Origin of the sequence: Maribellus sp. YY47, assembly GCF_023111095.1 — a bacterium.
Lineage (GTDB): Bacteria > Bacteroidota > Bacteroidia > Bacteroidales > Prolixibacteraceae > Draconibacterium.
The window spans coordinates 177,793-203,815 of sequence record NZ_JALGYW010000008.1; the positions used below are offsets into that span (position 1 = coordinate 177,793).

Sequence of the window (26,023 nt, forward strand, 5' to 3'; positions counted from 1 at the left end):
TTCTTTGCAAAGCAGGCAAAAAATTCATGGCACAAAAAAATACAGGCAAAAAATCGAAAGGCGGCGGCAGGATGGGAATGTTCAAAATCCTTAAGCCTTACAGGAAACTGATCGTTTTACTCATTGTTTTTACATTGATCGGAAATGCTGCCAACCTGGTGATTCCAACGATCATCTCTCACGGTATAGATTCATTTTCTGCCGGAAATTATGTGTTGAATACCATCCTGATCCAGTTTATTATTGCGGTCGCTATTATTTTTCTGTTTTCAGTATTGCAAACGGTGGTACAAACTTTTGCATCCGAAAAAGTGGGCTTCGATCTTCGGAAACAACTTTCCGACAAAATATCGAAACAGAGTTATGCCTTTGTATTAGAGGCCAATCCATCGAAACTGCTCACAAACCTCACTTCCGATATCGATGCGGTAAAAATGTTTGTTTCTCACGGCGTTTCGTCCATCGTTTCCTCGTTGTTTATGATTGTCGGTACTTCGGTATTTCTATTGATCATTAACTGGAAACTTGGCTTACTGGTGTTGTTGCTCATTCCATCGGTTGGCGTTAGTTTTTACGTGATCCTGAAAAAATTGCGGGTGCAATTTAAACGAAGTCGCGAAGTGGTCGACTGGCTCAATAAAGTCATCAACGAGAGTATTCTGGGGGCGGCAATTGTGCGTGTCATTAATTCGCAGCAAACCGAATACCAGAAGTTTATGAAAGCCAGTGCCGAAGCCCGCGATGTGGGGATTTCCATTGTTACGCTATTTGCAACGCTGATGCCGCTGATTACCTTTTTTGGGAACCTGGCGACCTTGTCGATTCTCGTGCTGGGTGGTCATTTTGTTATTTCAGGAAACCTTACGCTCGGGAATTTTGCCGCGTTTAACAGTTATGTCACCATTCTGATTTTCCCGATTATCGTTATTGGTTTTATCAGTAATATGATTGCGCAGGCTTCGGCTTCCTACCAACGGATTGAATCGGTACTGGAGGCCAAAGAAACGGCGGATACCGGAACCATAGAAAGAAAATTGGAAGGCGAAATTGAACTGCAAAATATTTCGGTTTTCTACGACGATAAACCCGCTTTGAAAAAGGTTTCTTTTAAAGTGAAAGCAGGTTCACGAACAGCAATCATCGGTCCGACAGCAGCAGGGAAAACACAACTTCTGTATTTGCTGACCAGCCTGATAAAACCGAACGAAGGACAAATTCTGTTTGATGAAACGAATGTGAAGGATTACAACAAAGAGACTTTTCATAACCAGATTGGATTTGTTTTTCAGGATAGTGTGATGTTCAATATGAGCCTGCGGGAAAACATTGCATTTAGTGACACGGTAACCGACGAATCGTTGCGCAAAGCGCTAGAAACAGCCGAACTCAAAGATTTTATTGAAACTCTGCCGGGCGGTTTGGATACCATGGTTTCGGAGCGGGGAACAAGTCTTTCCGGAGGTCAGAAACAGCGGATTATGCTGGCGCGTGCGCTGGCCCTCGATCCAAAAATTTTATTGCTCGATGATTTTACTGCACGTGTCGATTCGCAGACCGAACAACGAATACTAAACAACGTACGCCGGAATTATCCCGATTTGACGTTGATTTCAGTAACACAAAAGATAAGTCCCGTGCGCGATTTCGACCAGATTATTTTGCTGATGGAAGGCGAAGTGGTCGCTTCAGGCCGACACGAAACACTGCGTGCGACTTCACCGGAATACGTTCAGATTTACGAGTCGCAGAAAAGCACGAGCCATTACGAAATGAGCCATGATACTGCGGCCGGTTAACAACTTCAACTTAGTTAATGTAAAATGAATTACAATCTAAATACAGGGAACGACGAAAAGAAGAAGAAAAAGCCGGGCTTGAAATCGATCAAAAGCCTGGTGAGCCACATGGTGGAAGAGAAGAAAACGCTTCTCGTAGCTTTTGTTGCGATGGTCATTACAGCCCTTCTGAATTTGGTTGGCCCTATCATTATCGGGAATACTATAGACAATTACATTCAAACCAGTCGGTTTCATGGTGTGCTGATCAACGGAGCGATTTTACTCGGAGCTTATGTTGTGGCCTTGTTTGCCGGCTATATCCAAACCCGGCTGATGGGATCGGTAGGGCAGAGGATGTTGTTTACACTTCGGAATTCGGTATTTCAGAAATTGCAGGAATTGCCCTACGATTTTTTCAACCAAAATAAAACCGGCGACCTGATATCGCGAATTAACAACGACACTGAAAAGATTAACCAGTTCTTTGCGCAATCGCTGATGCAGTTTCTCAGAACGATATTGATCATGACAGGATCGGCTGTTTTTTTGGTTTCGATCCAATGGGAACTTGGCGTGGCTGCACTTGTTCCGGCGCTCTTGATCTGGATCTTCACCAAAATTATTTCACCCTGGGTGAAGCGAAAGAATGCTGAGAGTTTAAAGACTACCGGAAGCCTGAGTTCTGAGGTGCAGGAAAGCCTGAATAACTTTAAAGTAGTAGTGGCCTTTAACCGGCGCGATTATTTCAGAAAACGCTTTGCACAGGTGAATGAGGAGAATTACCGTGCGGCAACTAAAGCCGGTGTAGCCAATAATATTTTTTTGCCGGTTTACTCTTTGTTTTCAAATCTTGGTTTACTGATTGTTTTAACCCTCGGGATTTATTTTATTTCCATTGGTCAGTTTAGCGTAGGATTACTGATCAGCTTTATCGCGTATGTAAACTTTTTTTACAATCCGCTTCGCCAGATGGCCTCGTTGTGGTCGACTTACCAGGTAGCGCTGGCTGCATGGGAACGCATTCGCCGGATTATCGAGTTGGAAAGTAACCTGCCCAAAACCGATTCGGAAGGTGTTGATGAGTCGGCTACCTTGTTGTCGTTCCGCGACGTTTCATTTTCGTACCCGAACGGGAACAAGGTGTTGCATCAGATTAGCTTCGATTTGAGAAAAGGAAAAACTTACGCATTTGTAGGGCCTACCGGAGGAGGAAAAACAACAACGGCTTCATTGATTGCCCGGCTTTACGATCCTACCAAAGGGCAGGTACTGCTCAATGGCGAGGATATCAGATCCTTTAGCCCGGAAGAACGCGTAAAACGAATTGGCTTTATTTTGCAGGATCCTTTTCTGTTTAGCGGCACCATCCGTGAAAATATATTGTACGGAAACAGCGAATTAAAAGACATCAGCAACGAGCGTCTGAAGCAGATTTTCAAGGACACGGGGCTGGAAAGTCTACTGCAACGTTTTGAAAACGGTCTGGATACTAAAGTTGATGTTTCGGGCGATGGCGTTAGTTTGGGGCAGAAACAATTGATTGCCTTTATGCGCGCTGTGCTTCGGAAACCCGATTTATTGATTTTGGATGAAGCCACTGCCAATATCGACACGGTAACCGAACAGCTGCTGGATGAGATTCTTCAAAAATTACCGGAAACCACTACAAAGGTGATCATCGCACATCGGTTAAATACCATTGCCAATGCCGATGTAATTTATTTTGTGAATACCGGGAAAGTGACCCGTGCTGGGTCGTTGCAGGAGGCTGTAGATATGTTGATGAAAGGGAAAATGGCAAGTTAGTCAACAGTTATTTTCTAAGACATTTTTTTCTGTAAGTCAATTTTTAAAATGTCCAATTCTCAATTTTGAATGTGAAATATTCAACAAAATCCGGAAAATTGGATATTGGGAATTCTACATTGGGTGTTCTGCATTAAAAATTGAAAACAAATCCCGGATAGGAGTATGTATCTTTACTTTCATGTCTGTTGCTGATTCCTGAGAATCATGATTTATTTTTCTCCGGATATTTAATCCCCATGGTACTGGTACAACTTTAAACCTTAAAAATCGTTTTCGGCGACTAATTCCAGCTTATCATCAATTCCCATGTACTGATTCCAAAACATAAGCAGATAAGAACAGGCGAAGTAGCAAATCATTGCAGCTGCAATAATGCCCAGGAAAGAGAGAATGATCGCTAAATAATGAACGCTGATAAAATTTGTAACAGAGTTGGCAGTCAGTGGCGGGATACTAATCTGGGGAGTTAAATCCAATACTAACGGTAAGCTTTTCATGACATTAAGTTTGGATTACTAGATTAAAGTTACGGTGTATTTGAATAGAATACAATAAGATGCAAAAGTGTTTAAATCGACGATCGATTGAGATTCTGATCATTAATTTTTGATAGAAAGCGAGGTGGAGTAGGAGTGGTACAACAAAGTCTTGAATGTTTTTCCGAAGAGCTTTGTCCATCGTGAATAAATTTGCATACCTCGGCCGGATACCTATTTTTGTTAAAAAATACTGAATCAATGAACAGACTAATTTCAACACTAATCATTTCTCTGCTGATTGCTAGTACAACGGTTGCAGGCACAAAAAACAACGAAAAATATTTTAAGGATTCGTACATCAAAAAAACGATGAAAAAAGCCCTCGACTGGCAGTTAGAACATCCGAAACATAACTTGCATGACTGGACGAATGGGGCTTTTTATGCCGGTGTTTTTGCGGCATATCAAACAACAGAGTCTCCGAAAATTTGGAAGGCCATGTACGAAATGGGAGAGGCTAACGAATGGAAACCGGGTCCTCGTTTACAACATGCCGACGATCATGCCATTTGTCAGACCTACATCAATATGTACCGTGTGTCGGGAGAAAAGAAAATGATTGAGCCTTTTCAGGAAACTTTTGCCAGATTTATGGATACACCGTATGAAAGCAAGGGCATACATAAAATTACCTGGTGGTGGTGCGATGCTTTATTTATGGCTCCACCGGCTTTTGTAAAAATGGGGATCACTTTTAATGACCCAAAATATTTGGAAGCAACCGACAAACTTTGGAAAGAATGCTACGATTTACTGTGGGACGAGGAGTACCATCTTTACGCCCGCGACATGTCGTACAAGTGGAATGAGCCCGGAATTGAGACAAAAAAGGAAGCGAACGGTAAGAAAATTTTCTGGTCGCGTGGCAACGGATGGGTAATGGGAGGTTTGGTACGGGTGCTTTCCGAATTGCCTCAAGACTATCCAAACAGAGATTTCTATGTGAAAAATTTCAAAGAAATGGCCGAAAGCATTCTGGCTTTGCAACAGGAAGACGGATTATGGCGGGCCAGTTTACTCGATCCTGATTCATATCCCGGAGGCGAAGCCAGCGGATCTGGTTTTTATATTTATGCATTGGCCTGGGGAATCAACAATGGCTTGCTCGAAGCTGAAAAATATTTACCCGCAGTTGAAAAAGCCTGGATTGGACTAAACGGATTGATTCAACCCGACGGGCACGTGGGTTGGTGTCAACCGATAGGGGCGGATCCAAAGAAAAATTTCAAAGCCGAAAGCTGGGAAGTATATGGCACCGGAGCCTTTTTGTTGGCGGGCAGCGAAGTCATAAAATTAAAGAGATAGATTAAAAGATATGAAAGGGCTTGTCCAAAAAGTAAATGTCACGCAAAGCGCGCCAAGATTTACTTAAAAGCACGCAAAGAGAGAAGCTGATTATTAGTAATCTGCGACCTTTGCGCTTCTTTTGTGTCTTTGCGTGAACATGATTTTACTGACTTCTTGGACAGCCCCTTTTATTTGCTTGCTGCTTTGACTTCTTTTTGTGCAGTAATCTGCATTTCTCCTTCGGGCGAAGCAACCGTTCCTGTCAGTTCTTTTCCCTTCACTTTGGCTTTAATACTCACATAGTCGTATTCCACATAAACACCAAACTTCAGTTCCTCTTTTTCGAAACTGATGTTTTTCATTTCCATTTTGGTGCCATCGACAGCTTCAATTTGTCCAACGAGTTTCCCTTCTTTTTCCGAAATTTTGATCCATCCACTGTCCAGGCCGGGAGGAGCTGTGGTTACTTTATATTTCCAGTTTCCGATCAGGTTTTTATGACCAGCCGATTCGGTAGAAAAGGACATTGATGCGAGTGCCATAACAATAATGGCAAATACGATAAGTTTCTTCATAAGTGATAGAATTTCAATAGTTTTGGTAAATGTCTGTTTTTGTTCAAAATTGAAATCCTTTGGTGAAAACTCCAAATAAAAAGCCAAATTTCTTTTTGTATTGCCGGCTTTTAATGTTAAAAGTTGTTTCGTTCGGCCGACTTATTCATCGGAATGCACTTACTTTGGCACCAGAATTGTGTTCGGGACAGGAAATGAAGAAATTATCGCAAATTGTGCTGCTGATAACGACCGTTATATTAGCAGCTTGTACATCATCAGAAATCGTTAACGAAGGGTTGAGATCTATCGTTCTAAAAGAATCGAAAGATATACTTCCCATTTCCAGCTTTGTCGAAAAGGTCGACTATGTGGAGTTGAAAGTGATGGAAGCCGGCATTGAGGTAGGAGAGATTGAAGACGTAAAAGAAATAGGCGGTGAATTTCTGATCAAGCGCAGAATGACGGGAAATAGCAGTTTTATGCGTTTTTCAAAAAACGGAGATTTCATTGTTGAGTTGTCCGGAGGAATTAGCTCAAAAATAAAGGAACCTTATGATATTATTGGTTTTGGAAAGGGGTACGCGATTCTTGCTTCCAATGGTATTCATGAAGTAGGGAAGGACGGAAAATATATCCAGTTGTTGGATCGTTCAATCATGCAGGGAACATCCTTTTTTGCCAGCGGCCAAAAGTTTGTGGTGGTGAATGAAACAGATACTGAACATGTTGTTAGCTCTTATCCTTCAAAAAATTTAAGCCGGATTGCAGGGGTTTCAAACGAGCGTTTGCGCCGGATGCTTTATTCCAATGCAGTTGCTTTGGGTAAAGACCAGGAACATGTTTATACGACGGTAAACGATACGATTTTTACCTGGCACAATTCAAAACTCGTTCCGGTATATGCACTGCAAGGCGACGGGTTGCCAACACTCGCACAGGCATGGAAAAATATTGCTGCGTTGGAAGAAGGAAAGGCTTTGCGTTACATGCACGACATCGAACACATCGAGGTAAAAAATTACCAGGAAAGCCGGAATTATATTTATCTCGATTATTGGGTGGGTTCAGCCGCTACAACGGCAATTATCAACAAAACGAATTGGGAATCCCGTTATTTCTCGCACGGAGTAAATGATATTGACGGAGGAGTTTGGGACAAAGTAGCCTACCTGACCGAGAAAGATGAACTTCTGATTCCTATCAGCGCCTATAAAATTAGCGGGCATACTATTTCGAATAAAAAGGTAAAAGGCTTCGATCAGCTCCAAAAGAAAATTGTTGACAGCGGAAATCCGGTATTGCTTAGATGTAAGCTTCGTTAGATTTTAGTCAAAATATGGTTCTGTTCGTTGGCCGCGGTGAAATTCAAACATCATTTTAATTTGCTTTTCATTGTTCCGGGGAAGGGAGAGTTCCGGTAACTTGTCTTCGTCGAACCAACCAACATCGATGGTTTCTGAGCCGGTTGAGATTTGATCTCCAACTTTCTCGCACAGCATAAAGATTTTGTACACATACTCAAAAGCTGGCGGCATTTCCTGCTTTTGTTTGTCCATCAGGGCCAGCAGCCTGGACGCTCTGACCTCAAGCCCGGCTTCTTCCCTGCATTCTTTAACGGCTACTTCACCCGGACTGTAGGCAATATCAGTCCAGCCACCAGGTAAAGCCCAACAATTATCCTCTTTTTCCTGAATTAGCAGGATTTGATCTTTTTCATTGAAAACCACAGCACGAACATCAACTTTGGGAGTGCGGTAACCGTTTTTCTCCTCAATTACCGGGATGATCTTTTCCACCGGAACATCGGTCATTTTTGCCAGTAAATCGAGGCTAATCTCCCGGATCTCCTGATAGCGTTCAATATCGTAGTCGGTTTCAGAATATTCAAGCCCGATTTCGGCAAGTGCATGCAGGCGTTTTATTTTTTCAAAATAGTAAGTGTCCATTCAAAGTGTTTTCAGTATTCATTTGGCTTTTACAGAATGTCTTCTTTTTTGACCAATACAAATTTGTTGTTATCAAGTTCAGAATACCCCTGATCGTACACAAAATAATAAATACGGCCTGTACGGGTAGTGTACATGTGGGTATGGTAATCAAATTCAAAACCCAGTTTTTCGAGCGTACTCCGAAAGGTTGTGGTTTTATCTTCCGGATTAAGTTCACGCAAAATGATGTGGTTCTTTTTTAAAAGCCTGTTGATTTTCCGCATGTAATTCGACGATTTCCCCAGCTTTTTGTTGTTGTATGCGTTTCTGCACAGGTCGTTGCAAAATTTCTGGTCGGCTCTCCCTTTCAGAGCTTCTCCACATTCGAGGCATTTTCGTTCTTCCATGGCAGTGTTGTTCCGGTTAAGTTATTTTTGAATAATCGTTCTGAATGATTTGTTTGATTTCTTCAGCATAAGACGTTGGCGTAATATTGAATTCTTTTCCATTTTTCGCAGGATTTTGACTTGCCCAACGAATCTGATTGGTACAGTCCGTTAGCGCTTTTACCAACTCAACTCCAATTGTTCCTCTCGCTTCTAAAATGGTTTGCATGGTTATTGTTTTGGGTTTAATTCGAGTTTTTTTTGGTGGTAGGCATGCTGCTAACGAACCTTCTCAGTACTGACTTTAATAATTTTCGGAAAATAAATATCCTCATTGTTTAGCAGTTTTCCAAAATCTCCATTGTTAATGTTGTAGGTTACAAGTATCTCATTGGAACGAATTTCGGGATGTGCATTTGCTGTATAAACAAACTCTTTTTCATCTTTTAATACCGGGGTGAAGAACATAACCGGTTCCGACCATGGCCCAGTTAACTGATCCGCCAATCGGTAACCAAGCGATGCTTTCCCAAACCCGAAAGTTTGTATTTGTATGAACTGCCTCAATTTTGGATCGTAATGAACCGAAAACTCGGTTTGTCCAATAAATAACGAAGATAATTTAGGCTCTTCAGTGAGCGTTTGACTCCAGGTATTGTTTACCCACCATTCGGGCGACGATAAGTCACCATTGATGATTTTTCTGATCTCAAACCGAAGTAAATAGGTTTCGTGTGTGGCAGGTTCTTTTACGCCAAAAGCATAAAGGTAATTTTCGTCGCTGAGCACGGCCGACGAGCCAACAATCACCCCAAACGTTTCCGGGCCTTTGGAATAATTTATTTTCCAATCAGCCGGGCTGTCGTTCGGATTGTCAATAATTGCAAGGTACCAGTCCACCGATTCAAATCCCATACCGGTGCTGGTGGCTGTTTGTTCCATCAGAAAAATCAGAAGTTTGTCTTTCAACATTCTCCCATGACCTGTCCAGAACCAGTTTTTGCCGGGGATTCTAAAAAAATCGTCGGGTTTCCTGCTGCTTCCCTTGTAAAAAAAGTTGAGTTTTGCATTTGCCGAGTCGGAATACTGGATGGCAATGCTGTTTCGGATCATAAATTTCGACTTGGTTCTTTTCCCGCTTCCGCTTTGGTCGATAAAAGTGTCGCTGAAAAGCCACAAAACTTTACCCGAATCCAACGCAACAGTGGCAGCACCGTCGGCACCTCTCCAATATGGGTCTTGTTTAAAAAACGCGTTGTCCATTTCCTTCACCGTTGTTTTCATTTCCTGCGCCTGCAAAATCATGGGAAATGTCAAAACGATATATAGAAGTGTTTTAATCATAGTCAGTTCGGCACCTGTTTTATACTTTGTAGTTTTCAATCACTTTGATCATATCATCGAGTTGTTTTCTTCCAAAGTCAGCCAGCTGAAAATCGTTGGCGTATTTCAGGTATAGATTCAAATCATTGTTTCGTTTTATGTTTTTCAGTTCATTCTTTAAATCTGCAAATTCCTTTTTGCTTTCCATCTGCAGGTATAAATCGGTGTAGGTTTTAAAATTGTCGACAGAAGGTTTGTCAAACACCGATGCAAACATGGCGATATAATGATTTAGGTAGCCTTTGGGGTATTTCTCTTCCAGAATATCGCTTGTATCGTGAATAAAGCTGAATTTAAAATCGTTAGCCAGACATTCAAAGATGCCATCGCGCAGAAAGAAAATAAAATGCCGGATTTTCTTTTTGCTGACCGACTCATCCACAACAATTTTATCGGCCGGAAAATCGCGATCTCCTTTCGAATCAATCAGTTCGTAAAATTCGCCCCATGGCAACTGGCTATTTTTGAATCGAAACTTTCCCTGTTGGTAAGCTTCGTCGTTTGTAGAATCCAGGCGGTAAGCATATGCCTCAAAAAACGCCAGTTTTCCCGTTTCGCCTTCGTCAATATGCTCAAATGTAAACGAATTCAAAAGAAAGGATAACTCCAGCCAGTTCTCCGACTGTGAAATTGCAAGTCGCGGCGCATTCGGCTCTGCGTTCCAGTTTTTATTTTGTTTTATGTATTTCATTTATTTGTAGTGATCTAATTTTTAGCTGTAAAGTTTAAGTGTAGTGCTGGGTTATAATGCCTATACTTTCAACTTTGCCTATATATTTTTTAATATTCATTTACTTTGGGTTGTCACTTTAGCCCGCATTACACTTATACAATGCTGTAATGCGTTTTTATTTCAGTTCGCCATTTTCTTTAAGAAATAAAAATATTTTTTTGTCTACTTCAGATATGATGTTCAGGTCCTTATAATTCAGCCATCTTATTTCTTCGATTTCACTTTTTGGACTTAAAATTCCATCGTATTCTGCCTTGTAACAAGTCATTTTAACTAATACACCTTCTTTTGCTCCGTCAGATTGAGCTTTGAAAGTTCCGACATATTTAATTGTCTCATTTTTTATTCGCACGTCTAATTCCTCCAATACTTCTCTTTCAAGAGTCTGCTCGTCGGTTTCTCCCAATTCTCTTTTACCTCCTGGAATATAGTATTTTGATTTTCCTTTAGATTTTGTGCTTAAAATTTGTCCATTTTTTGTTTCAATAAACGCTATTTTATCAACTTCTTTCATTTTCTGATAGGTATAGTCAAATGCATTACGGTATGTTAATACACTTCACCTGTTTTATTTAGAAACTTTTGTGCTTTGTTAAAGTGCTAAAATACAAAATTATATCCGTTTGTAAACGCTTGTAATCGTTTATTGTCGTTTACAAATGTTTAACTACCGAATAAGCCACTTTAGTCTAACTAGCTTTGTTTCAGCATTTCGTTTACGGAGACCGAAGCAAGAAACGGCTCCACAGTATTAACTAAAAATTACACATCATGAATGCATTAAGAAACAGCGTCAGGCTTCTCGGTCATTTGGGAGAAGATCCAAAAGTTAGAAAGCTCGACGGCGGGAAAACAGTTGCTAATTTCAACATAGCAACCAACGAAATTTATCGCGACAGTAACGGTGAAAAACGCAGCGAAACCATCTGGCACCGATTGGTAGCCTGGGGCAAGCAGGCTGAAATTGCAGAGAAATACCTGAAAAAAGGATCGGAGATTTCGATCGAGGGAAAATTGACCAACCGGACGTATGAAGATAAAAACGGCGATAAGCAGTACATTACCGAAATCGTCATCAATCAAATGTTGATGCTGGATAAGTCCGCAATTTAGTTTATTCGTGTTCAGCATTTAAAAAAGCAGGGAGCCTATGCTTCCCTGCTTTTCAGATTTATCCTCAACTAAACCTGAACAACGTTCTGATTAATTCGGACCTCCCGGCATATTCCCTTTGATCTGTCCTCTTATTTCTCCACCTCTGTTTTGGGAAGTATGAACATTCACATACGCACCTCCGGCATAAATGGTATCGATAAGGTCCATTAAGGTAATTCCTGCGAGGTTGGCATCGGTAATAACGCCCTCAGCAAGTATTCCGCTGGTCATTCCCGGGATTAAAACCGGTGGTGCGGATGACGGGTAAAGCCATACCACTACCGGACCATTTTGTCCTGCAGGAGCAAAATGGATGTGAGACATCAACACGTTTTCAATACTGTCGACAATGAGTTTATACGACAGTTCAGTACCTTCCTTGTTCAATTGAAAAATAGCCTGCCCGCTGGCATCGGTCCAAACCGCAGGAACTTCGTTTTCGCCCGAAAGGTGAGCCCTGAAATTCAGCACCTTTTGTGCACTTTTGAGCTGTACCTCATCCTGCAGATCGCTTGTCAGATCACTTTTTTCGCAGGATACCATTGCGTAAATGCAAATAAGCAAGAATGTAAATTTTAATGTTTTCATGGTTATTTTGTTTTAAAAGGATCGTTAAACTCCAACAATATCAGTTTTTAAGGCGTAGGCAATGGCCAGCACATCTTTCCGGGTTTCTTCGTCGATATTATTTTTCCCCAGCGCTTTCATAATGTCGTCGATCACGTGCATGTATTCTCCCTGGCTGATGTTCATCCCTTTGTGCGAGGAGAGCATATCTTTCCCCTTATACTCCTGGGGACCGCCGCTGCCAGCTGCCAGAAAGTGAATCAGATGTTGCCTTACTTCTGAAAAATGTTCAGGACTGTCTTTTAAGGGCAGAAATCGCGCGTTTACAGCCGGATTTGTCATGTGGTTTTCAACGATGTCATCGACAATGGCGGTTATTCCTGCGATACCCCCCAATCGTTCATACAACGATTTCACTTCCCTTTGATCTTCTCTCATTTTCCTGGTAATTAGAATTATTGTTTTAAAACGGTCAGAAATATATCCGTGCGATAGCTACTGAACCTTTCCTAAGAGGAAATATTTCCAATTAAGTCACAGAACACTAAAAAACAGAGTGTAAATTTGGTTTTTTGAAAGATAAAAGACCTTCTTCTTGATTAAATTTAGGCTATAATGAATTAATAAACAATACAGTAGCAATAAAATACCTCCAAGTGTTATATTGTAGCAAATACAGTTAGTTTGTAAATACAAAGAATTTGTCTCAAAAGTATTTTGGGAATAAACCTGGATTTTAAAGAGAGTTAAAGTGGATGTCGCTTCTAATAAATAATATGCTAAACAGGTAGATTCAAAAAAATATTGGTCTAAGAGTGATCAACGTATAGAAAGCTTTATATCGCACACTTAGTAATAACTTCTAAGTGAAAGCGACTCATTTTTTGTATTTTCACGAAGAAGGATATTTACCAGAATCCGTTTCTTTTCGGTTTGGGATATTTTCGAAAGTTGATGCACTTTTCAAAAGTTATTAAGCGCTAAAACAGGTTGTATATGCCTAACTAATAATCATTAACGAATCAATACCACATGAAAAAGCTAAATCTTTGTATTCTAAACCTTTTGATTTTTTTCGGATCATGTCAATTCTCAGGAACAGAAACTCCGACCCAAGAAGATGTACTGACAAAAATGAAACTGGCGAACGCCTATTTTATGCAAAAATGGCCCGATACCGGGAAAAGCATTATAACGAACAGAGAACGCCCCAGTAATATATGGACACGCGCGGTTTATTACGAAGGATTGATGGCACTCTATTCCATTGATCCGAAACCTGAATTTTACGATTATGCCGTTTCGTGGGGAGAAGAACATCGCTGGGGATTGCGCGATGGTTATGTTGCAACACGTAATGGAGACAATCAATGCTGCGGGCAAACCTATATCGATTTGTATAATATCGAACAGCAAGAGGAGAGAATAATCGATATTAAGGCTTCGGTTGATTCGATGATGGCAACAGATAAAATCGATGATTGGGACTGGATTGATGCCCTACAAATGGCAATGCCCGTATTTGCGAAGCTAACGGCGCTTACCGGCGATACGGCTTATTCGGAAAGGATGTACGCAATGTACATGGATACGAAAGTCCGGCAAGGTCTGTGGAATCCAAACGACCGATTATGGTGGCGCGACAAAGATTTCTTACCTCCCTATAAAGAACCCAATGGAGAAGATTGCTACTGGTCGCGTGGAAATGGCTGGGTGGTGGCTGCTTTGGTACGAGTACTCGATATTTTGCCCGACGATCGGCACCGCACCGAATATGAAGAAACACTGCTTGCCATGCTTGATGCATTGGTTCCCTTACAACGAGAGGATGGATTTTGGAATGTCAGTTTACATGATTCTGAAAATTTTGGAGGAAAAGAAACCAGCGGCACGGCTCTGTTTGTTTACGGAATGGCCTGGGCAGTTAATAACGGACTGGTAGAAAGTGAGAAATTTGAACCTGTTATTTTTAAGGCCTGGAATGCGATTATTAAAGAAGCTCTGCACAAAGACGGATTTCTGGGCTATGTGCAGGGAACCGGAAAACAACCCTCGGATGGTCAGCCGGTTACTTATACCAGCATGCCCGATTTTGAAGATTACGGGCTTGGTTGCTTTTTGTTGGCAGGCTCTGAGGTTTTCAAAATGGTTCAGTAATTTGATCATTCAACTATTAACATCAGATTTTATTGCACTGAAAGAATCATAAGGAGTTAATGTATTACCCGACGTTCTCTCCATTCAGACGTGACCAGTTCCTCATTCCGATTTGTAGTTTGAATAAGGCGGGAGAGCTGGGTTGCCGAACGAAGCGGCATAAAACGGTGCAAAGCCGCGATAACCCGGTTGTAAAAACACGGAATGGCCAGCGGTTTTCCGCGCATCAATGAAATATATCCATAGCCGGCCACCTTTTCGGGACTGGCACTAAACACTCCGAATTTGGGTAAAAGATTACCGTTTGAACGTTGAAAATTAGTCTTGGTAACGCCCGGGCAAAGTGTGGTTACCGTTATATTTGTGTCTTTGAGTTCGTTGGCAAGTGCCATCCCAAAATGGAGGAGATAGGCTTTCGAGGCGTAATAAACTGCCATAAATGGCCCCGGCTGAAAGGCGGCAATAGATGAAACATTCAGAATTTTGCCAGAGTTCCGGTTAATCATGTCTTTCAGAAAGAGATGTGTAAGTTGTGTAGTAGTTGTTACGCTGAGCTGTAAAAGATCAAGCTGACGGCGCTGATCGGCTTCATAAAAACTGCCAAAAACACCAAACCCTGCGTTGTTAACCAATACCTGTATTTTGATTCCTTGGCTTTTCGTGGTTTCATAGATTTTTTGTGCAGCTTGAGGATCAGTAAGATTAATAATCATGTTTTCAATCCTGCAGTGGTACTTTTCTTCAAAGTCGTTTTTTATTTCCGAAAGCTTTGTTGCGTTAAGATCGACCAGTACCAGGTTATAATCCTGATCTGCAAATATGCGGGCAAATTCATACCCAATGCCGCTTGCTGCCCCGGTAATTAAACAAAATTCTTTCATGGCAGTGTATGTAGGTTTTCATTCAATTTACAAAATAAATGGGCGAATGTCAATTGTGTCGGTTTGGGAAATCCCGTTTCAGTTGTTTTCTGTCTGGCATTGCCGTATCAAAACTTAACCTGTAGGCAATTATTTTAATAAATGATAGAAACTTTGGATCAAGGTTAAACTTTCGTCCCTAAAGGATGTCTTTTAGAGTATTCTTGAGAAAAGGGAGATTCAGAGAATTAGAAACAACGATTAAAATTTAATGAAATGAGTAAGATTCAGGCAAAAGTCAGAGTTTATCACAGGTACTTAGGATTTTTTCTGGCAGGGATAATGAGCATTTACGCCATCAGCGGGACCATCATGATTTTTCGTACGACCAACTATTTTAAAATTGAAAACAATATTACCAAAGAATTAAAGCCAAACTTGCCTGAAGGAGAACTGGGAAGAGCGTTGGCGATCCGGAATTTTAAAGTAACCAAGGAGACCGTTGATGAAATCACTTTTGCAGAAGGGACTTACAATAAAAATACAGGAGTTGCCAACTATACCGTGAAGCAACTGCCGCTTGTTCTTCAAAAACTGGAACGACTGCATAAAGCCACTACCAACAGCCGTTTATTTTACCTGAACATATTTTTTGGCGCCGCATTATTGTTCTTTTCGCTATCAGCGTTTTTTATGTATGTAAAAACGGCCAAAGTTTTAAAGAAAGGGATTTTAGTGGCCATAGGAGGATTGGTTTTCGCTCTGCTTATGGTTTTTATTTAAAGCAGGCGGAAGAGAAGGAGTTAATCCGGCATTTGTCTATTGAAAAAGTCTGCTTAGTCTTTGGGTATATATTTGCTAAAACTCCCGTAAAAATACTCCAGCTGATCTTTGGTGAGATTGTGTTGAATGCGGGTACAATTTCCTTCTTTGTTTAAAAATACCTGTAAAACAGATATATCCTTTTGATAAATCGTGTATTCAGTAGAGTTGGTTTGTGTATTTGCCCTTGAGTATTGCCAGTTAAGGTGCGGAGCAGAATTGCCCATATCACCCGAGTAATCTACTGTTAAATTCGATTTATTGGGCGTTGTGTACATACCTTTACTCTGGAATTCGTACACCAGTATTTTCTCCCCTTCAGATGAAGTTTCTGTTCTGGCGGGCTTTCCCAGTCGGTTGTAAATGATCTTTTCATTTTGTCCGACTATGGCATGATGAATGGCTTCGTTGGCTAATTTTCCAGTGGTTGAACATGAATCCAGTAAAAGGAGAAGAAAAAACAGGGCGGTTAAATTTTTCATGATTGAAGATTGTTGATTTTTAGGCTTCTACGCAATGTTGATGGGATAGTTTGTTTTTATAATACGAAAAGTCTGTATTTCATTGATCTAAAACTCAAAAGTAAACATTTTACGCCGGTATCACAATGAGTAGAGAAGCTGTATTTAATGAAATTGAACAGATGTTTGGACAGGTTCCGTCGATGTTTAAACGTGTACCGGAAGCAACAATTGATTTGGAATGGAACGTGTTTAAAAGTGTTCATCTTGCAGGAGGAGCAATTCCGAACAAATATCGGGAATTAATTGGAGTAGCCATTTCAGCGGCTACCAAGTGTTGGTATTGTGCCTATTTTTACACCGAAATGGCAAAATTAAACGGAGCCACAGCGGAAGAAATTGAGGAAGCTGTGCATTATGTCAAATCGAGTGCCGGTTGGAGCGCTTATGTAAACGGAATGCAACTGAATTACGATGATTTTGTGAAGGAAGTTGATGAAGTATGCGAACATGTAAAAAGTTCGATGGTAGATGTATAAGAAACTTCAGGGTGAAAATTTTTCAGAAATCCATCCTTCTGCAAGCATAGTATAAAGAGGGGTGTATCTTTGTTAAGGCAGATATTTCTTTAATAAGGTTTTCATTTCCAGGTCAGCTGTAATCGACAGGTAAACTTCACATTCACGGCAGTCTTTGTTTCTGCATTCTGCTCCTTTTTCAGAGGCTTCCCAGCAGGGGAGATTCGAGGAATAGTAAGCGTCGCAGTTTTTTCTTGATTGAAGAGAACAGTTATTAATCGTCCAGCAGGGAATAAGCGCCAATTTTGCTTTTATTCCCGCAAAATTTAACCCATCTTCTTCCAGACATTTTCTTATCCAGACCAATCTCAATATATCGGAATCCGAAAACAAATGCCGCCTCGACTCTTTTTTATGGGGGATAATCAATCCCCGGTCGATGTATTGACGGATGGAATGCTGAGCAGTTTGCGAAAGTTTCGATGCAATACTCAGCGTGTAGAGAGGTTCGTTGCCGTTGATAATTACTCCTGACATGGCCAAACTCAGTTTTGTTGTGTTACATCAAACTGGCGTATTCTTTAAACAAGTTAACGAATAAAAACCAATTCGAGATTCGAATCCACGTCATCATTTTTCGATGATCGGGTGATTTTTCAACATAATGTACAGATAATCAGTTGCATAAGTGTTTACTTTGATTTTATTTAAATTGCTTCTAAGTGCAAAAAACTGTAGCTTACAATACATAAATACTGAATTCATCAGTAGTTGATAAATCCAAAAGCATACTTCTCATTTGTCCGGTTAGTTTGTGATAAACATGAGTTTTTGTTTCATCTAAATTCAAAATTATGAAAAACTTATGCAGACTTTTTCTCTTGGTGTTGGGCATGGGAGTATGTGTTTCATGCACTTCTGTATCAGATGATGTTGTTGATGCTCGCTTAAAGAGCGGGAATTTGGGTGCTGATAAATCGGATGACATTAAAATGGTGACTGTTCCGTTTATTGTGGATTATGTTGGTACCTATGTGTATGGTCCGTTTGGAATTCCTACCGACAAATGCGACATTAATGTTTTTGTCGATGGAGTCGGCACGGGCACTCACGTTGGACAGTCGATGGTACATTTCGATTTTTGCGTAACACCCTATTTTACACCCGAAGGTCAATTGGATCATGGCGATTATGGCGATGCGTACGCCTACATTGTTGCAGCAAATGGCGATACTCTGTTTGTGACGTTAAGCGGAACGGTATTTCCCGGCCGACTGGAAGACCATCCCGATTATGTAGTTTCGTATTGGAGAGATCCGTTTGAAATTATAGGAGGAACCGGAAGATTTGAAGATGCTTCGGGTGGTGGCATGACCAATGATTACAACAGCAGCGAGGATTCCAATTCCCATCATCATTGGGAAGGGACCATTACCCTGAAAAAAGGGAAACGGTAACGAAATTACTTTTTGGAATAGGGTTTAACAATAGGTTAAGCCCTTTTTGTCTCGGCTATTTGTTTTAGTGGGAAGAGCGAAGTTTTTTTTGAATTTATAAATGAGGAAAGAAACTCCATTGGAAAAACGATAAAGAAAGAGGCTGTCCAAGAAGTCAGTAAAATCAGGTTCACGCAAAGACACAAAAGAAGCGCAAAGGTCGCAGATTACTCATAATCAGCTTCTCTATTTGCGTGCTTTTGAGTAAATCTTGGCGCGCTTTGCGTGACATTTACTTTTTGGACAGCCCCTTTTATCTATTCGGTAATTGATAAGAATTATGTTGAAACTATTCAGTGATAACAGTAATTACTGGTTTTAATGAATAGCTTCCATTTCCTTTATTGACTACTGATTTTTCTGCATCAAAGTCGAGTGTCATTTCAAAGGTTTCGCCTTCTGCAATATCAGCATGAATATTAAACTTTAATCCGGATTGTTGTGCGGATGGAGTTTCCAAATCCAAAGTATCTCCTGCTAAAACAATTTGATTGTTTGAGCCCAAAATCATTCGCATCTGGTTGATCCTTCCAACCGGGATTTCATCTTCGGTCAGTAGAATAGAACTATCGCCCACTAAGGTAAGGAGGTCAATTTGTCCCATAGTATCAAGCGCTAAATCCTTCCAGCCACTGATGTCGGAAGTGTCGTTCGAAGCATTTATTTTTAAACCTTGAAGGTCGATTAATACTGCCTCATAGTCTCCCGGTGCGTCGGTCAATGATACTTTAAGGGTACCAGATCCGTTTTCGTCGTTGCAGCCCAATAAAAGGGCTGAAAATGCGAAAAGTGTCAAAAAAATCTTTTTCATGTTCGTTTTGTATTTATGTTTTGTGTTATCAACAAAGATAAAGGTTCAGTTGCTTTTTTGCTAATAATTCTTTTATAGGAAGTCTTCAGAATAAATGGCGACTGATGAGAATAATGGATTATTCTACTTTTCAGAGGAATACAAAATGATAGCAAGGGAAAGATTTTAAGGTACTTCGTTAGTCGCTTTGATCGAATTGATAAAGGAGAATGAAATTTTTGGGAAATCTGCGACATCTGAGGGGCATATTATTTTTCAATGTATTTAGCTAATTGTTGTACCCACTAAAAACAAAAGGAGCCAGATTTTTATCTAACTCCTTTATTCTCAGTGAGCGGGAAACGGGGATCGAACCCGCGACCCTCAGCTTGGGAAGCTGATGCTCTACCACTGAGCTACTCCCGCTTATTTTTAGTTTTGCGACCCTCAGCTTGAGATCCCGAACACTCGGGACTACCACTGAGTCTTGTCCATCCGTTGACGGACACACTCGCTTTTTATGAACGCCCAAAAATAAATAATAAATGGATTCGATAATCACTTTTGTGCATTAAAATGACCATTTAATTCGTGCAAAGACTGCCTGCCCGTAATCTCCGTATTCGGTGCCTTCGCGGCCGAAGAAAAGTTGGCCGTTTAACATCACTTCCCAGTTGTTTCCTATGGAATAGGTCAGCGATGGACCGATATAGGAAGAACCATCGCAGGGATTAAGCATACCTGCGATGGTTCCGGAGAACAGCGGCGTAATTGGATAAGAGGTTTGGGCAAACAGGTTGTAACGGCCAAACGAAAGCATTTTTGCAGAAATATTGGTGGCAAAAAAACTGCGGCCTCCTGCATCTCCGGTTGTCCCATGACTGTTAAAAAGTACGGCGGCATGTAAGTATAAACTGTTTCGGAAGGTATAATCGCCCGAAACTGAGGCAACAAAACTTTCGAAATTTTCCGAGTTATCATTGTTGCGGGGCTTAAACCAGGTCGCTTCACCCCGAAAGCCGCCGCCTTTTATATCGCCCGACCAGCCACCACCCAGCACATAGTCGGGGCCAACCCAACCTCCCAGAAACTGAATGTCGTAATTGAGCTTTGAAAAACGATACATTCCTGCAACAGCTGCTTCATCTGAGTTTTGCCCGATTTTATATACTAACTCTGCTGATGAGGTTTCGCTGGTGTAATACTGCATCCGAATGCCGTCGGTTCCGGGGCGTTCTTCGTAGTCGAAATCAAAATAGGAAAAAGTATTGAACACATCGTTGGGATTCCAGACCAGGTTGGTGCCCCAGTTTATTCGCTGACGACCCAACCGAAGCTGGAGTTTCCCGCTGGTATAATCAACCCAAGCACGGTCGATCACCGAATGTAATAACCATCCGTTTCCCGATGCCCATGCAGCTCCCAAATCCAGTAGTCCGTTATCTGCCTCAATCATGTCTTTGTATTCCGGAAAGTCCTTAATCATTTGACCAAAAAACAGTCGGTTTCTTGCTTCCAGCGCAAATGTGAAGTTTGAACTGGCATACCACTTGAAATTTAGCCGGTTGTGAAACTGGTTGAGGATTAGGTTGTCCAGAGTTTTGGTTTCCGAAACCTGGATCGGATCGACCGGCTTGTAATACATACTCAGCTCTTTGATGTATCCGTTAAAATCGATTTTGGATTGGGCATTTGAGTCGATAACCGAAATTACAATCAGTGAAAGAATAGAAAGAAGAATACGGACAGGAAAGTTGGAAATCAGCAGATGGAATCCGGAAAGGGATCTTTGTTTCTTATTCCCGAGTCTATATTTTTCCCCTTTATTATTCATTACTAACTACTTTGTGTGCATTCCTAAATTCTAGTCTGCCATTCCTCCGGCGAAATCCATTACACACATGGTTTCGTAAACCGGGTGCGAGCCGCAAGCCACTCCAACTATTTTAAAAGCGGGGTGGAGAAGGGTGACCCTGTGACCGCGGTCTTTTATTCCATCATCGATCAGAAGAAAAATCACAATTTGCCGGGCGCTCGAATTTCCATAGGCAATGTTTTCGCCGATTCGCACCTGCCACTTGCCATATTTTTCGACCCGTTGCCGCATGTTTGAACCGTCGCTGCCGGTATGGCCGGTTCTTCCGGTTTTCTGCTGATCTTTCTGATGTTTCCGGGCAGCCTGCGAAAGGCCTTTGTTGGGATATAGAATTGGTTGCGGCGTGGCTTTCTCCAGTTCTTTGACACATTCATTTAGCGCCCTGACTCCTTCTTTTGTTTGTATAGGTTGATCTCCTGGATAGTGAAGAATCTTTTTGTCGTAATATTTGGCGAGGGGCTCAATATAAAGCTTGGCATACCGGGCCGGATTGGAGCGAAACAGGTTGATTTCGTATATAACTTCTTTCTCCAACGGAGTTAGATAATTTACTTTTTCGGCGGTATTTAGCGCCGGATTTCTACCGTTTTCGGCTGGTGCCCAAAGAGAAATCAATAAAAATAATATGAGTCCCAGAATTCGTTTCATTTTGAAATGTCGCTTATTATTTTCCCATCTTCGATCGTAATTACGCGGCGTGCTTTGTTTACCACGCGTTGATCGTGTGTCGAAAAAATAAACGTAATTTTTTCTTCTTTATTAAGTTGCTCCATAATATCAAGAAGATTTTCAGTGGAATGTGAATCCAGGTTGGCGGTTGGCTCATCGGCCAAAACAAATTTGGGTTTCGATGCCAGTGCACGCGCTACTGCTACCCGTTGTTGTTGTCCGCCTGAAAGTTTTGAAGGCCTTCGATCCATCATTTCTCCCAATCCTACTGCTTTTAAAAGTTCGGTAGTCCTGGCTTCGCGATCGGCTTTACTGGTTCCCTGCAAATGCATGATGAACTCGACGTTTTCCTTAGCCGTAAGCACAGGAATAAGGTTATAAGCCTGAAAAACAAAGCCAATGTTTTTCATCCGGAAATCGGTTAGTCTGCGTGCCGAAAGTTCATTTATTTTTATTCCTTCAATTTCAACACTGCCTTCGGTGGCGTCATCCAGTCCGCCAATAATATTCAGCAAAGTGGTTTTTCCTGAACCTGACGGGCCAACGATCGCGGTGAATTCTCCTTCTTCAAACGAAACATCGATTCCGTTTACGGCGTGCACAGCTACCGAATCGCTGTTGTAAATTTTGTGCAGGTTTTTTATTTCTATGATTTTCATAATAATGCGGGAATGCTAAAATGCAGAAATGCATTAATGGTTAATATTTTTGTAAGTCGTATCTTTTGATTTCGTAACGATTTTCAAAATTTCAGTACACTCATTGGTGAGGCGTTTGAGTTCTGTTTTATTTTCCGAAAGTTTGGAGTCGTTTATTACCTCAAGCCAGAATAAGGATTCATCTGCCTCTTCCACAACAATACTTATTTTGCTGAAAAACTCAGCTCGTGATCGACCACGACATGCCGCACGATAATTAGCTCCCGTTGAAGTTGCCGATTTGATAAGCTGGTAAGTAATTACAGAAGTTGCCTTGCTTTGCCTAAACGAATCACAAAATAGAATCACATCCACACCAAATTTTTTTGTGCGCTTCTTCATTTCTTCAACAAAAATGTCTTTTGGGTTCATGATTAAAATTTTTGATAAACGATTTCTATTATTACAGCATTTATGCATTTAAGCATTCGTGCATTTCTTATTCACTTCTCGTTGCTTCTGCAGGATTGAGTTTTAATGCTTTTCGCGCAGGGTAAACAGCCGAAATTATTCCGGTAATGATGACCAGAATGGTAATGATGATTAAGGTGTCAGGCTGAAGGGACGTGTAAACTTTTGTAGCGTATCCGTATTTTTCCAGTCCTTCGGAAAACGCCGAAACATCTATTGGACGCGTCTCAAAATACTTTGTAATAAGTGATCCAATAAAAACTCCGAGTAATCCGCCGGTTAATGTCAGCATAACGGATTCAAGCATGATCATTCCAAAAATTTTACGCTTGTTCATTCCAACCGCCATTAACATTCCTATCTCCTTGGTGCGTTCGAGCACCGCCATCAGCATGGTATTGATGATGCCAAAACAGAGCCCCAGCAAAATGATCAGGATAAATATGTACATGTACTGGTCCATCGACTCGGTTAGGATCGACATTTCCGGACTGAGTTCCTTCCAAGTTTTAACATCGTCGTTTCCGGCCAGTTGCTGTACCTTTGTTTTTACTTCGTCCACCATTTCAGCATCGTTGCAAATCATGGCTATTTCGTGTGCCACATCGCCCTGCAGTCCCAATTGCTTTTTCAGATCATCGTACAATACAAAAAGGTTGGTCTCGTCGAAACCCGTATTTACCGTGCGGTAGATTCCACTGACCCGATAGCCTTTCGACGAAAGGTCGCCGTTCATATCCACCATTTGAACATTCAGCTTTGAACCGACTTTTAACTTTAGTTTCTTGGCCAGTTTTTCACCAATCAGCACCGGTGGCATCCGGCTGGTTTTTTCGAGATAAGTACCGTCGACCAGTTTTTGAGAGATATTGGTTACCTGCTTTTCCTCTTCGGGAATTATCCCCAGCATTTTACCGCCTCCTGTTCCGTGAGCTGCCATAATAAAGGGTTCTGCAATCAACCGGTAGCTAACAGCATCTACTTCATCGAGCTGGTTGATTTTCTGTGTTAACTCACTTGCCTTGTTGATGATTAATCCGGTTTCGTTATTATCCAAAAAATGGGAAGCATGTACCTGCAGATGTGCCAGTTCAGTTCGGGTAGCCGATTCAATTCTGGAATCGACCGCACCCAGCATAAAAGCCGTCGCAAAAACACCGGCGATCAATCCCAATGCAATGGCAACAATCATAATAATGCTGCGCACCTTCTTTCTCCATACATTTCTCTAGGCTATTGATAAGATCATAACATTAAAAATTTGATTGAAGTTGGAAGACTGAAGTCGGAAGTATTTTCCGCAACTTGTAATGCCAATTTTTGCTTACTGCTATTTTTATTTCTCATTTCGTTACCTCTTAACTGTGCACTGCGACTGCTCGCTGTTAACTGATTCAATTTCGCATGGCTTTTGTAATCTTCAACCGTTGAATGTTGTACATCGGGAAGATGGAAATAAATACACTGAGCAGGAAAACCAGTATCATTTGGCTGTAAAAGAGCGAGGCTTTCAATGAAAAGTAAAGAAAAGGTTCCATGCCGTAAATTTCGTAGGCTTTTGCCATCTTTCCCGTCATTGGAATCGGATTGAAATAAAAATAGAGACAGAACAGGAAACTGATGAGCAATCCAACGCTGCAACCGATCAATCCGATAAAGAAGGTTTCGAAAAACACAACTACCGATAATTTACTTTTTTGCATCCCCACGGCATGAACCACACCAAATTCGCGTGCGCGTTCTTTTACCATCATCAGTACTACGCTGAACATTCCAAAGGCAATCACCATATACAGAATCCCCAGCATGATTTTACCGCTTCCCCGGTCACTTTCAATCAATTGTTCCAGGTCGGGTTGCATTTCGGTCCAGGTCATAATACGGTTATCAGCCGGAAGCATATTTTCGATGGCATTTTTGATGTGTTTTACTTCGTAGTGATTACGCGCCATCACTACCAGTGCTGTCGACATTCCCTGCATGGAATAAAAATCCCGCGCCGCATCAATATCCAGGTACACCATGCGGTTGTTAAATTCCTGGTTGGGATGAGAAAGCAAGCCTTCAATCACAAATAATCCGCTGGCGCTCATACCGTGATACCCCTGGCTGATCATTACCAGTGTGTCGCCTACATCCAATCCAAGATATTTGGCCAGTCCTTCGCCCAAAATAACTCCTTTGTCCCCGGTTTTCAGGAAACTGCCTTTTTTAACTTTTTGAGCGATCTTGGTAATCTGGTCTTCCGCTTCGGGCTCAATTCCCATAACCATCGCCGGTTTACTTTTCAGGTGATTGGCAGCCAGCGCAAAAGACTCTATTCGATTGACCACAAGCGTTACGTCAGGAATTTTACTGATCGATTCCTTTAATTCATCACTTGCTGCAAAGCTGTTGTCGAGTATTCGTTCGTTCCAGAAGGCCGTGTCCTGTACCTGCAAATAACCGGAATAAAACTTAACCGAATTTTCAATCATACTGTCATATGATCCCTCCTGCATCGATCGCATCCACGATGCCAGCAGTACACTAAAAACGATGGACGAAATTGCGATGATTGTTCGCCGTCGGTTTCTCCAAAGATTGCGCCAGGCCAGTTTGATGTTGGTACTCATATCAAGGACTGATTTGTTGATGGATTGAAGGATTGATTTGTTGATGGATTGAAGGACTGATGGATTGAACGATTGAATGGTTTATTTTGAATGAATTTCATGTTTCTAGAATTTTGTGTTTTTTCTGGCTGATGCCATTATCCTGAGTATTTCAAGACTTTCCTGATGCAAATGCTTGGCTTCTGTTGTATCGCTTATTTTAGAATCGATTAAAAGGTCGAGCCACATTTCTGTTTCATCGGCCTCTTCAACAACGATACTCAATTTACTGAAAAATTCAGCTTTAGATCGTGCTCTACAGGCAGCCCTGTAATTGGCATAAACAGAACTTCCTGATCTTAATAGTTGATTTTTAAAGATATTGGCTTCCTGTGTATGCGGTAATCTCTGGCAGAACCTGATAAGATCAATAACAAACTTTTTCAGGCGGGCCTTCATTTCTTCTCTGAATCGGATGTTGTCATTTTCAATCATAGTATTTTTCTTTTAGAGTTAGCCATTTTTTTGAACTCAAGCCTTCAGTCCTTC

General features: G+C 41.3%; 30 protein-coding genes and 1 tRNA gene. 9 read left to right on the top strand and 22 right to left on the bottom strand.

What is annotated here, in order from left to right:
* The first annotated feature begins 26 nt into the window (after positions 1-26).
* Together MR764_RS08560 and MR764_RS08565 are read left to right on the top strand one after the other, a co-directional pair.
* Positions 27-1,796: an ABC transporter ATP-binding protein gene (locus MR764_RS08560; protein WP_247978997.1), complete on the top strand. Its 1,770-nt coding sequence runs from the start codon at positions 27-29 to the stop codon at positions 1,794-1,796.
* A gap of 24 nt (positions 1,797-1,820) precedes the next feature.
* Positions 1,821-3,584, top strand: coding sequence for an ABC transporter ATP-binding protein (locus MR764_RS08565; protein ID WP_247978998.1), 1,764 nt, complete (start codon positions 1,821-1,823; stop codon positions 3,582-3,584).
* A 263-nt stretch (positions 3,585-3,847) separates the two neighbouring features.
* On the opposite strand, the gene MR764_RS08570 is transcribed toward MR764_RS08565, so the two are convergent.
* Positions 3,848-4,084: a hypothetical protein gene (locus tag MR764_RS08570; RefSeq protein WP_247978999.1), complete on the bottom strand. Its 237-nt coding sequence runs from the start codon at positions 4,082-4,084 to the stop codon at positions 3,848-3,850.
* Between the two features lie 240 nt (positions 4,085-4,324).
* Here MR764_RS08570 and MR764_RS08575 point away from each other — a divergent pair, with 240 nt between their 5' ends.
* Positions 4,325-5,431, top strand: a complete 1,107-nt coding sequence (locus MR764_RS08575) for a glycoside hydrolase family 88 protein (protein WP_247979000.1) — start codon at positions 4,325-4,327, stop codon at positions 5,429-5,431.
* A gap of 170 nt (positions 5,432-5,601) precedes the next feature.
* Here the strand turns inward: MR764_RS08575 and MR764_RS08580 are convergent, their stop codons facing one another.
* On the bottom strand, positions 5,602-5,988 hold the full coding sequence (locus MR764_RS08580; protein ID WP_247979001.1) for a hypothetical protein: 387 nt from the start codon (positions 5,986-5,988) through the stop codon (positions 5,602-5,604).
* A gap of 164 nt (positions 5,989-6,152) precedes the next feature.
* On the opposite strand from MR764_RS08580, the gene MR764_RS08585 reads away from it, so the two are divergent.
* Positions 6,153-7,292, top strand: a complete 1,140-nt coding sequence (locus MR764_RS08585) for a 6-bladed beta-propeller (RefSeq protein WP_247979002.1) — start codon at positions 6,153-6,155, stop codon at positions 7,290-7,292.
* A gap of 3 nt (positions 7,293-7,295) precedes the next feature.
* Here MR764_RS08585 and MR764_RS08590 read toward each other — a convergent pair whose 3' ends face one another.
* The 6 genes from MR764_RS08590 to MR764_RS08615 form a co-directional block, all read right to left on the bottom strand.
* Complete coding sequence (locus MR764_RS08590) at positions 7,296-7,916, bottom strand: NUDIX hydrolase (protein WP_247979003.1); 621 nt, start codon at positions 7,914-7,916, stop codon at positions 7,296-7,298.
* Positions 7,917-7,945: 29 nt separating this feature from the next.
* The gene (locus MR764_RS08595; RefSeq protein WP_247979004.1) at positions 7,946-8,305 is read right to left on the bottom strand and encodes a hypothetical protein; all 360 of its coding nucleotides are present in this window, start codon (positions 8,303-8,305) and stop codon (positions 7,946-7,948) included.
* A gap of 16 nt (positions 8,306-8,321) precedes the next feature.
* Complete coding sequence (locus MR764_RS08600) at positions 8,322-8,513, bottom strand: hypothetical protein (RefSeq protein WP_247979005.1); 192 nt, start codon at positions 8,511-8,513, stop codon at positions 8,322-8,324.
* Between the two features lie 50 nt (positions 8,514-8,563).
* Entirely contained in the window at positions 8,564-9,667 is a 1,104-nt protein-coding gene (locus MR764_RS08605) for a DUF4185 domain-containing protein (RefSeq protein WP_247979006.1), read from the bottom strand.
* Positions 9,648-10,358, bottom strand: coding sequence for a hypothetical protein (locus MR764_RS08610; RefSeq protein ID WP_247979007.1), 711 nt, complete (start codon positions 10,356-10,358; stop codon positions 9,648-9,650). Before MR764_RS08610 ends, MR764_RS08605 begins: the two co-directional genes overlap by 20 nt.
* Before the next feature lie 157 nt (positions 10,359-10,515).
* A complete protein-coding gene (locus tag MR764_RS08615) occupies positions 10,516-10,914 on the bottom strand; it encodes an NUDIX domain-containing protein (protein ID WP_247979008.1) in 399 nt (132 codons plus the stop codon).
* A gap of 257 nt (positions 10,915-11,171) precedes the next feature.
* Here MR764_RS08615 and ssb point away from each other — a divergent pair, with 257 nt between their 5' ends.
* Complete coding sequence (gene ssb / locus MR764_RS08620; protein ID WP_247979009.1) at positions 11,172-11,513, top strand: single-stranded DNA-binding protein; 342 nt, start codon at positions 11,172-11,174, stop codon at positions 11,511-11,513.
* A gap of 90 nt (positions 11,514-11,603) precedes the next feature.
* Here the strand turns inward: ssb and MR764_RS08625 are convergent, their stop codons facing one another.
* Both MR764_RS08625 and MR764_RS08630 read right to left on the bottom strand, forming a co-directional pair.
* Positions 11,604-12,143, bottom strand: coding sequence for a CHRD domain-containing protein (locus tag MR764_RS08625; protein WP_247979010.1), 540 nt, complete (start codon positions 12,141-12,143; stop codon positions 11,604-11,606).
* A 24-nt stretch (positions 12,144-12,167) separates the two neighbouring features.
* Positions 12,168-12,560 (bottom strand): group 1 truncated hemoglobin, encoded by a 393-nt coding sequence (locus tag MR764_RS08630; RefSeq protein WP_247979011.1) that lies wholly within the window; start codon positions 12,558-12,560, stop codon positions 12,168-12,170.
* A 696-nt stretch (positions 12,561-13,256) separates the two neighbouring features.
* On the opposite strand from MR764_RS08630, the gene MR764_RS08635 reads away from it, so the two are divergent.
* A complete protein-coding gene (locus MR764_RS08635; protein WP_247979012.1) occupies positions 13,257-14,279 on the top strand; it encodes a glycoside hydrolase family 88 protein in 1,023 nt (340 codons plus the stop codon).
* A 56-nt stretch (positions 14,280-14,335) separates the two neighbouring features.
* Here the strand turns inward: MR764_RS08635 and MR764_RS08640 are convergent, their stop codons facing one another.
* Positions 14,336-15,160, bottom strand: a complete 825-nt coding sequence (locus MR764_RS08640) for an SDR family oxidoreductase (RefSeq protein ID WP_247979013.1) — start codon at positions 15,158-15,160, stop codon at positions 14,336-14,338.
* 255 nt (positions 15,161-15,415) lie between these two features.
* Between MR764_RS08640 and MR764_RS08645 the strand changes: the two genes are divergently transcribed.
* On the top strand, positions 15,416-15,922 hold the full coding sequence (locus MR764_RS08645) for a hypothetical protein (RefSeq protein WP_247979014.1): 507 nt from the start codon (positions 15,416-15,418) through the stop codon (positions 15,920-15,922).
* A gap of 53 nt (positions 15,923-15,975) precedes the next feature.
* Here the strand turns inward: MR764_RS08645 and MR764_RS08650 are convergent, their stop codons facing one another.
* Positions 15,976-16,443, bottom strand: a complete 468-nt coding sequence (locus MR764_RS08650) for a hypothetical protein (protein ID WP_247979015.1) — start codon at positions 16,441-16,443, stop codon at positions 15,976-15,978.
* 125 nt (positions 16,444-16,568) lie between these two features.
* On the opposite strand from MR764_RS08650, the gene MR764_RS08655 reads away from it, so the two are divergent.
* On the top strand, positions 16,569-16,961 hold the full coding sequence (locus MR764_RS08655; protein ID WP_247979016.1) for a carboxymuconolactone decarboxylase family protein: 393 nt from the start codon (positions 16,569-16,571) through the stop codon (positions 16,959-16,961).
* Between the two features lie 72 nt (positions 16,962-17,033).
* Here the strand turns inward: MR764_RS08655 and MR764_RS08660 are convergent, their stop codons facing one another.
* A complete protein-coding gene (locus MR764_RS08660; protein ID WP_247979017.1) occupies positions 17,034-17,477 on the bottom strand; it encodes a MerR family transcriptional regulator in 444 nt (147 codons plus the stop codon).
* Between the two features lie 317 nt (positions 17,478-17,794).
* Here MR764_RS08660 and MR764_RS08665 point away from each other — a divergent pair, with 317 nt between their 5' ends.
* A complete protein-coding gene (locus tag MR764_RS08665) occupies positions 17,795-18,397 on the top strand; it encodes a hypothetical protein (RefSeq protein ID WP_247979018.1) in 603 nt (200 codons plus the stop codon).
* Between the two features lie 328 nt (positions 18,398-18,725).
* Here the strand turns inward: MR764_RS08665 and MR764_RS08670 are convergent, their stop codons facing one another.
* The 9 genes from MR764_RS08670 to MR764_RS08710 all read right to left on the bottom strand — a co-directional run bounded on the left by MR764_RS08670 (position 18,726) and on the right by MR764_RS08710 (position 25,969).
* Positions 18,726-19,247, bottom strand: coding sequence for a DUF4382 domain-containing protein (locus tag MR764_RS08670; protein WP_247979019.1), 522 nt, complete (start codon positions 19,245-19,247; stop codon positions 18,726-18,728).
* Positions 19,248-19,580: 333 nt separating this feature from the next.
* Positions 19,581-19,652 (bottom strand) — tRNA-Gly (locus MR764_RS08675).
* Between the two features lie 145 nt (positions 19,653-19,797).
* A complete protein-coding gene (locus tag MR764_RS08680; RefSeq protein WP_247979020.1) occupies positions 19,798-21,060 on the bottom strand; it encodes a hypothetical protein in 1,263 nt (420 codons plus the stop codon).
* A gap of 30 nt (positions 21,061-21,090) precedes the next feature.
* Positions 21,091-21,750: a CAP domain-containing protein gene (locus MR764_RS08685; RefSeq protein ID WP_247979021.1), complete on the bottom strand. Its 660-nt coding sequence runs from the start codon at positions 21,748-21,750 to the stop codon at positions 21,091-21,093.
* A complete protein-coding gene (locus MR764_RS08690; protein WP_247979022.1) occupies positions 21,747-22,430 on the bottom strand; it encodes an ABC transporter ATP-binding protein in 684 nt (227 codons plus the stop codon). The genes MR764_RS08685 and MR764_RS08690 overlap by 4 nt, the downstream gene beginning before the upstream one ends.
* A 33-nt stretch (positions 22,431-22,463) precedes the next feature.
* Positions 22,464-22,841 carry a four helix bundle protein gene (locus tag MR764_RS08695; RefSeq protein ID WP_247979023.1) on the bottom strand — a complete coding sequence of 126 codons (378 nt, stop codon included), beginning with the start codon at positions 22,839-22,841 and terminating at the stop codon, positions 22,464-22,466.
* Between the two features lie 67 nt (positions 22,842-22,908).
* Positions 22,909-24,087 (bottom strand): FtsX-like permease family protein, encoded by a 1,179-nt coding sequence (locus tag MR764_RS08700; protein ID WP_247979024.1) that lies wholly within the window; start codon positions 24,085-24,087, stop codon positions 22,909-22,911.
* Between the two features lie 187 nt (positions 24,088-24,274).
* Positions 24,275-25,495: an FtsX-like permease family protein gene (locus tag MR764_RS08705; RefSeq protein WP_247979025.1), complete on the bottom strand. Its 1,221-nt coding sequence runs from the start codon at positions 25,493-25,495 to the stop codon at positions 24,275-24,277.
* Positions 25,496-25,600: 105 nt separating this feature from the next.
* Positions 25,601-25,969, bottom strand: a complete 369-nt coding sequence (locus MR764_RS08710) for a four helix bundle protein (protein WP_247979026.1) — start codon at positions 25,967-25,969, stop codon at positions 25,601-25,603.
* Between the last annotated feature and the right edge of the window lie 54 nt (positions 25,970-26,023).

Coding starts and splice junctions, on each gene's coding strand:
- MR764_RS08560 (WP_247978997.1), top strand. CDS start 27: ATGGCACAAAAAAATACAGGCAAAAAATCGAAAGGCGGCGGCAGGATG.
- MR764_RS08565 (WP_247978998.1), top strand. CDS start 1,821: ATGAATTACAATCTAAATACAGGGAACGACGAAAAGAAGAAGAAAAAG.
- MR764_RS08570 (WP_247978999.1), bottom strand. CDS start 4,084: ATGAAAAGCTTACCGTTAGTATTGGATTTAACTCCCCAGATTAGTATC.
- MR764_RS08575 (WP_247979000.1), top strand. CDS start 4,325: ATGAACAGACTAATTTCAACACTAATCATTTCTCTGCTGATTGCTAGT.
- MR764_RS08580 (WP_247979001.1), bottom strand. CDS start 5,988: ATGAAGAAACTTATCGTATTTGCCATTATTGTTATGGCACTCGCATCA.
- MR764_RS08590 (WP_247979003.1), bottom strand. CDS start 7,916: ATGGACACTTACTATTTTGAAAAAATAAAACGCCTGCATGCACTTGCC.
- MR764_RS08595 (WP_247979004.1), bottom strand. CDS start 8,305: ATGGAAGAACGAAAATGCCTCGAATGTGGAGAAGCTCTGAAAGGGAGA.
- MR764_RS08600 (WP_247979005.1), bottom strand. CDS start 8,513: ATGCAAACCATTTTAGAAGCGAGAGGAACAATTGGAGTTGAGTTGGTA.
- MR764_RS08610 (WP_247979007.1), bottom strand. CDS start 10,358: ATGAAATACATAAAACAAAATAAAAACTGGAACGCAGAGCCGAATGCG.
- MR764_RS08615 (WP_247979008.1), bottom strand. CDS start 10,914: ATGAAAGAAGTTGATAAAATAGCGTTTATTGAAACAAAAAATGGACAA.
- ssb (WP_247979009.1), top strand. CDS start 11,172: ATGAATGCATTAAGAAACAGCGTCAGGCTTCTCGGTCATTTGGGAGAA.
- MR764_RS08625 (WP_247979010.1), bottom strand. CDS start 12,143: ATGAAAACATTAAAATTTACATTCTTGCTTATTTGCATTTACGCAATG.
- MR764_RS08630 (WP_247979011.1), bottom strand. CDS start 12,560: ATGAGAGAAGATCAAAGGGAAGTGAAATCGTTGTATGAACGATTGGGG.
- MR764_RS08635 (WP_247979012.1), top strand. CDS start 13,257: ATGAAACTGGCGAACGCCTATTTTATGCAAAAATGGCCCGATACCGGG.
- MR764_RS08640 (WP_247979013.1), bottom strand. CDS start 15,160: ATGAAAGAATTTTGTTTAATTACCGGGGCAGCAAGCGGCATTGGGTAT.
- MR764_RS08645 (WP_247979014.1), top strand. CDS start 15,416: ATGAGTAAGATTCAGGCAAAAGTCAGAGTTTATCACAGGTACTTAGGA.
- MR764_RS08650 (WP_247979015.1), bottom strand. CDS start 16,443: ATGAAAAATTTAACCGCCCTGTTTTTTCTTCTCCTTTTACTGGATTCA.
- MR764_RS08655 (WP_247979016.1), top strand. CDS start 16,569: ATGAGTAGAGAAGCTGTATTTAATGAAATTGAACAGATGTTTGGACAG.
- MR764_RS08660 (WP_247979017.1), bottom strand. CDS start 17,477: ATGTCAGGAGTAATTATCAACGGCAACGAACCTCTCTACACGCTGAGT.
- MR764_RS08665 (WP_247979018.1), top strand. CDS start 17,795: ATGAAAAACTTATGCAGACTTTTTCTCTTGGTGTTGGGCATGGGAGTA.
- MR764_RS08670 (WP_247979019.1), bottom strand. CDS start 19,247: ATGAAAAAGATTTTTTTGACACTTTTCGCATTTTCAGCCCTTTTATTG.
- MR764_RS08680 (WP_247979020.1), bottom strand. CDS start 21,060: ATGAATAATAAAGGGGAAAAATATAGACTCGGGAATAAGAAACAAAGA.
- MR764_RS08685 (WP_247979021.1), bottom strand. CDS start 21,750: ATGAAACGAATTCTGGGACTCATATTATTTTTATTGATTTCTCTTTGG.
- MR764_RS08690 (WP_247979022.1), bottom strand. CDS start 22,430: ATGAAAATCATAGAAATAAAAAACCTGCACAAAATTTACAACAGCGAT.
- MR764_RS08695 (WP_247979023.1), bottom strand. CDS start 22,841: ATGAACCCAAAAGACATTTTTGTTGAAGAAATGAAGAAGCGCACAAAA.
- MR764_RS08705 (WP_247979025.1), bottom strand. CDS start 25,495: ATGAGTACCAACATCAAACTGGCCTGGCGCAATCTTTGGAGAAACCGA.
- MR764_RS08710 (WP_247979026.1), bottom strand. CDS start 25,969: ATGATTGAAAATGACAACATCCGATTCAGAGAAGAAATGAAGGCCCGC.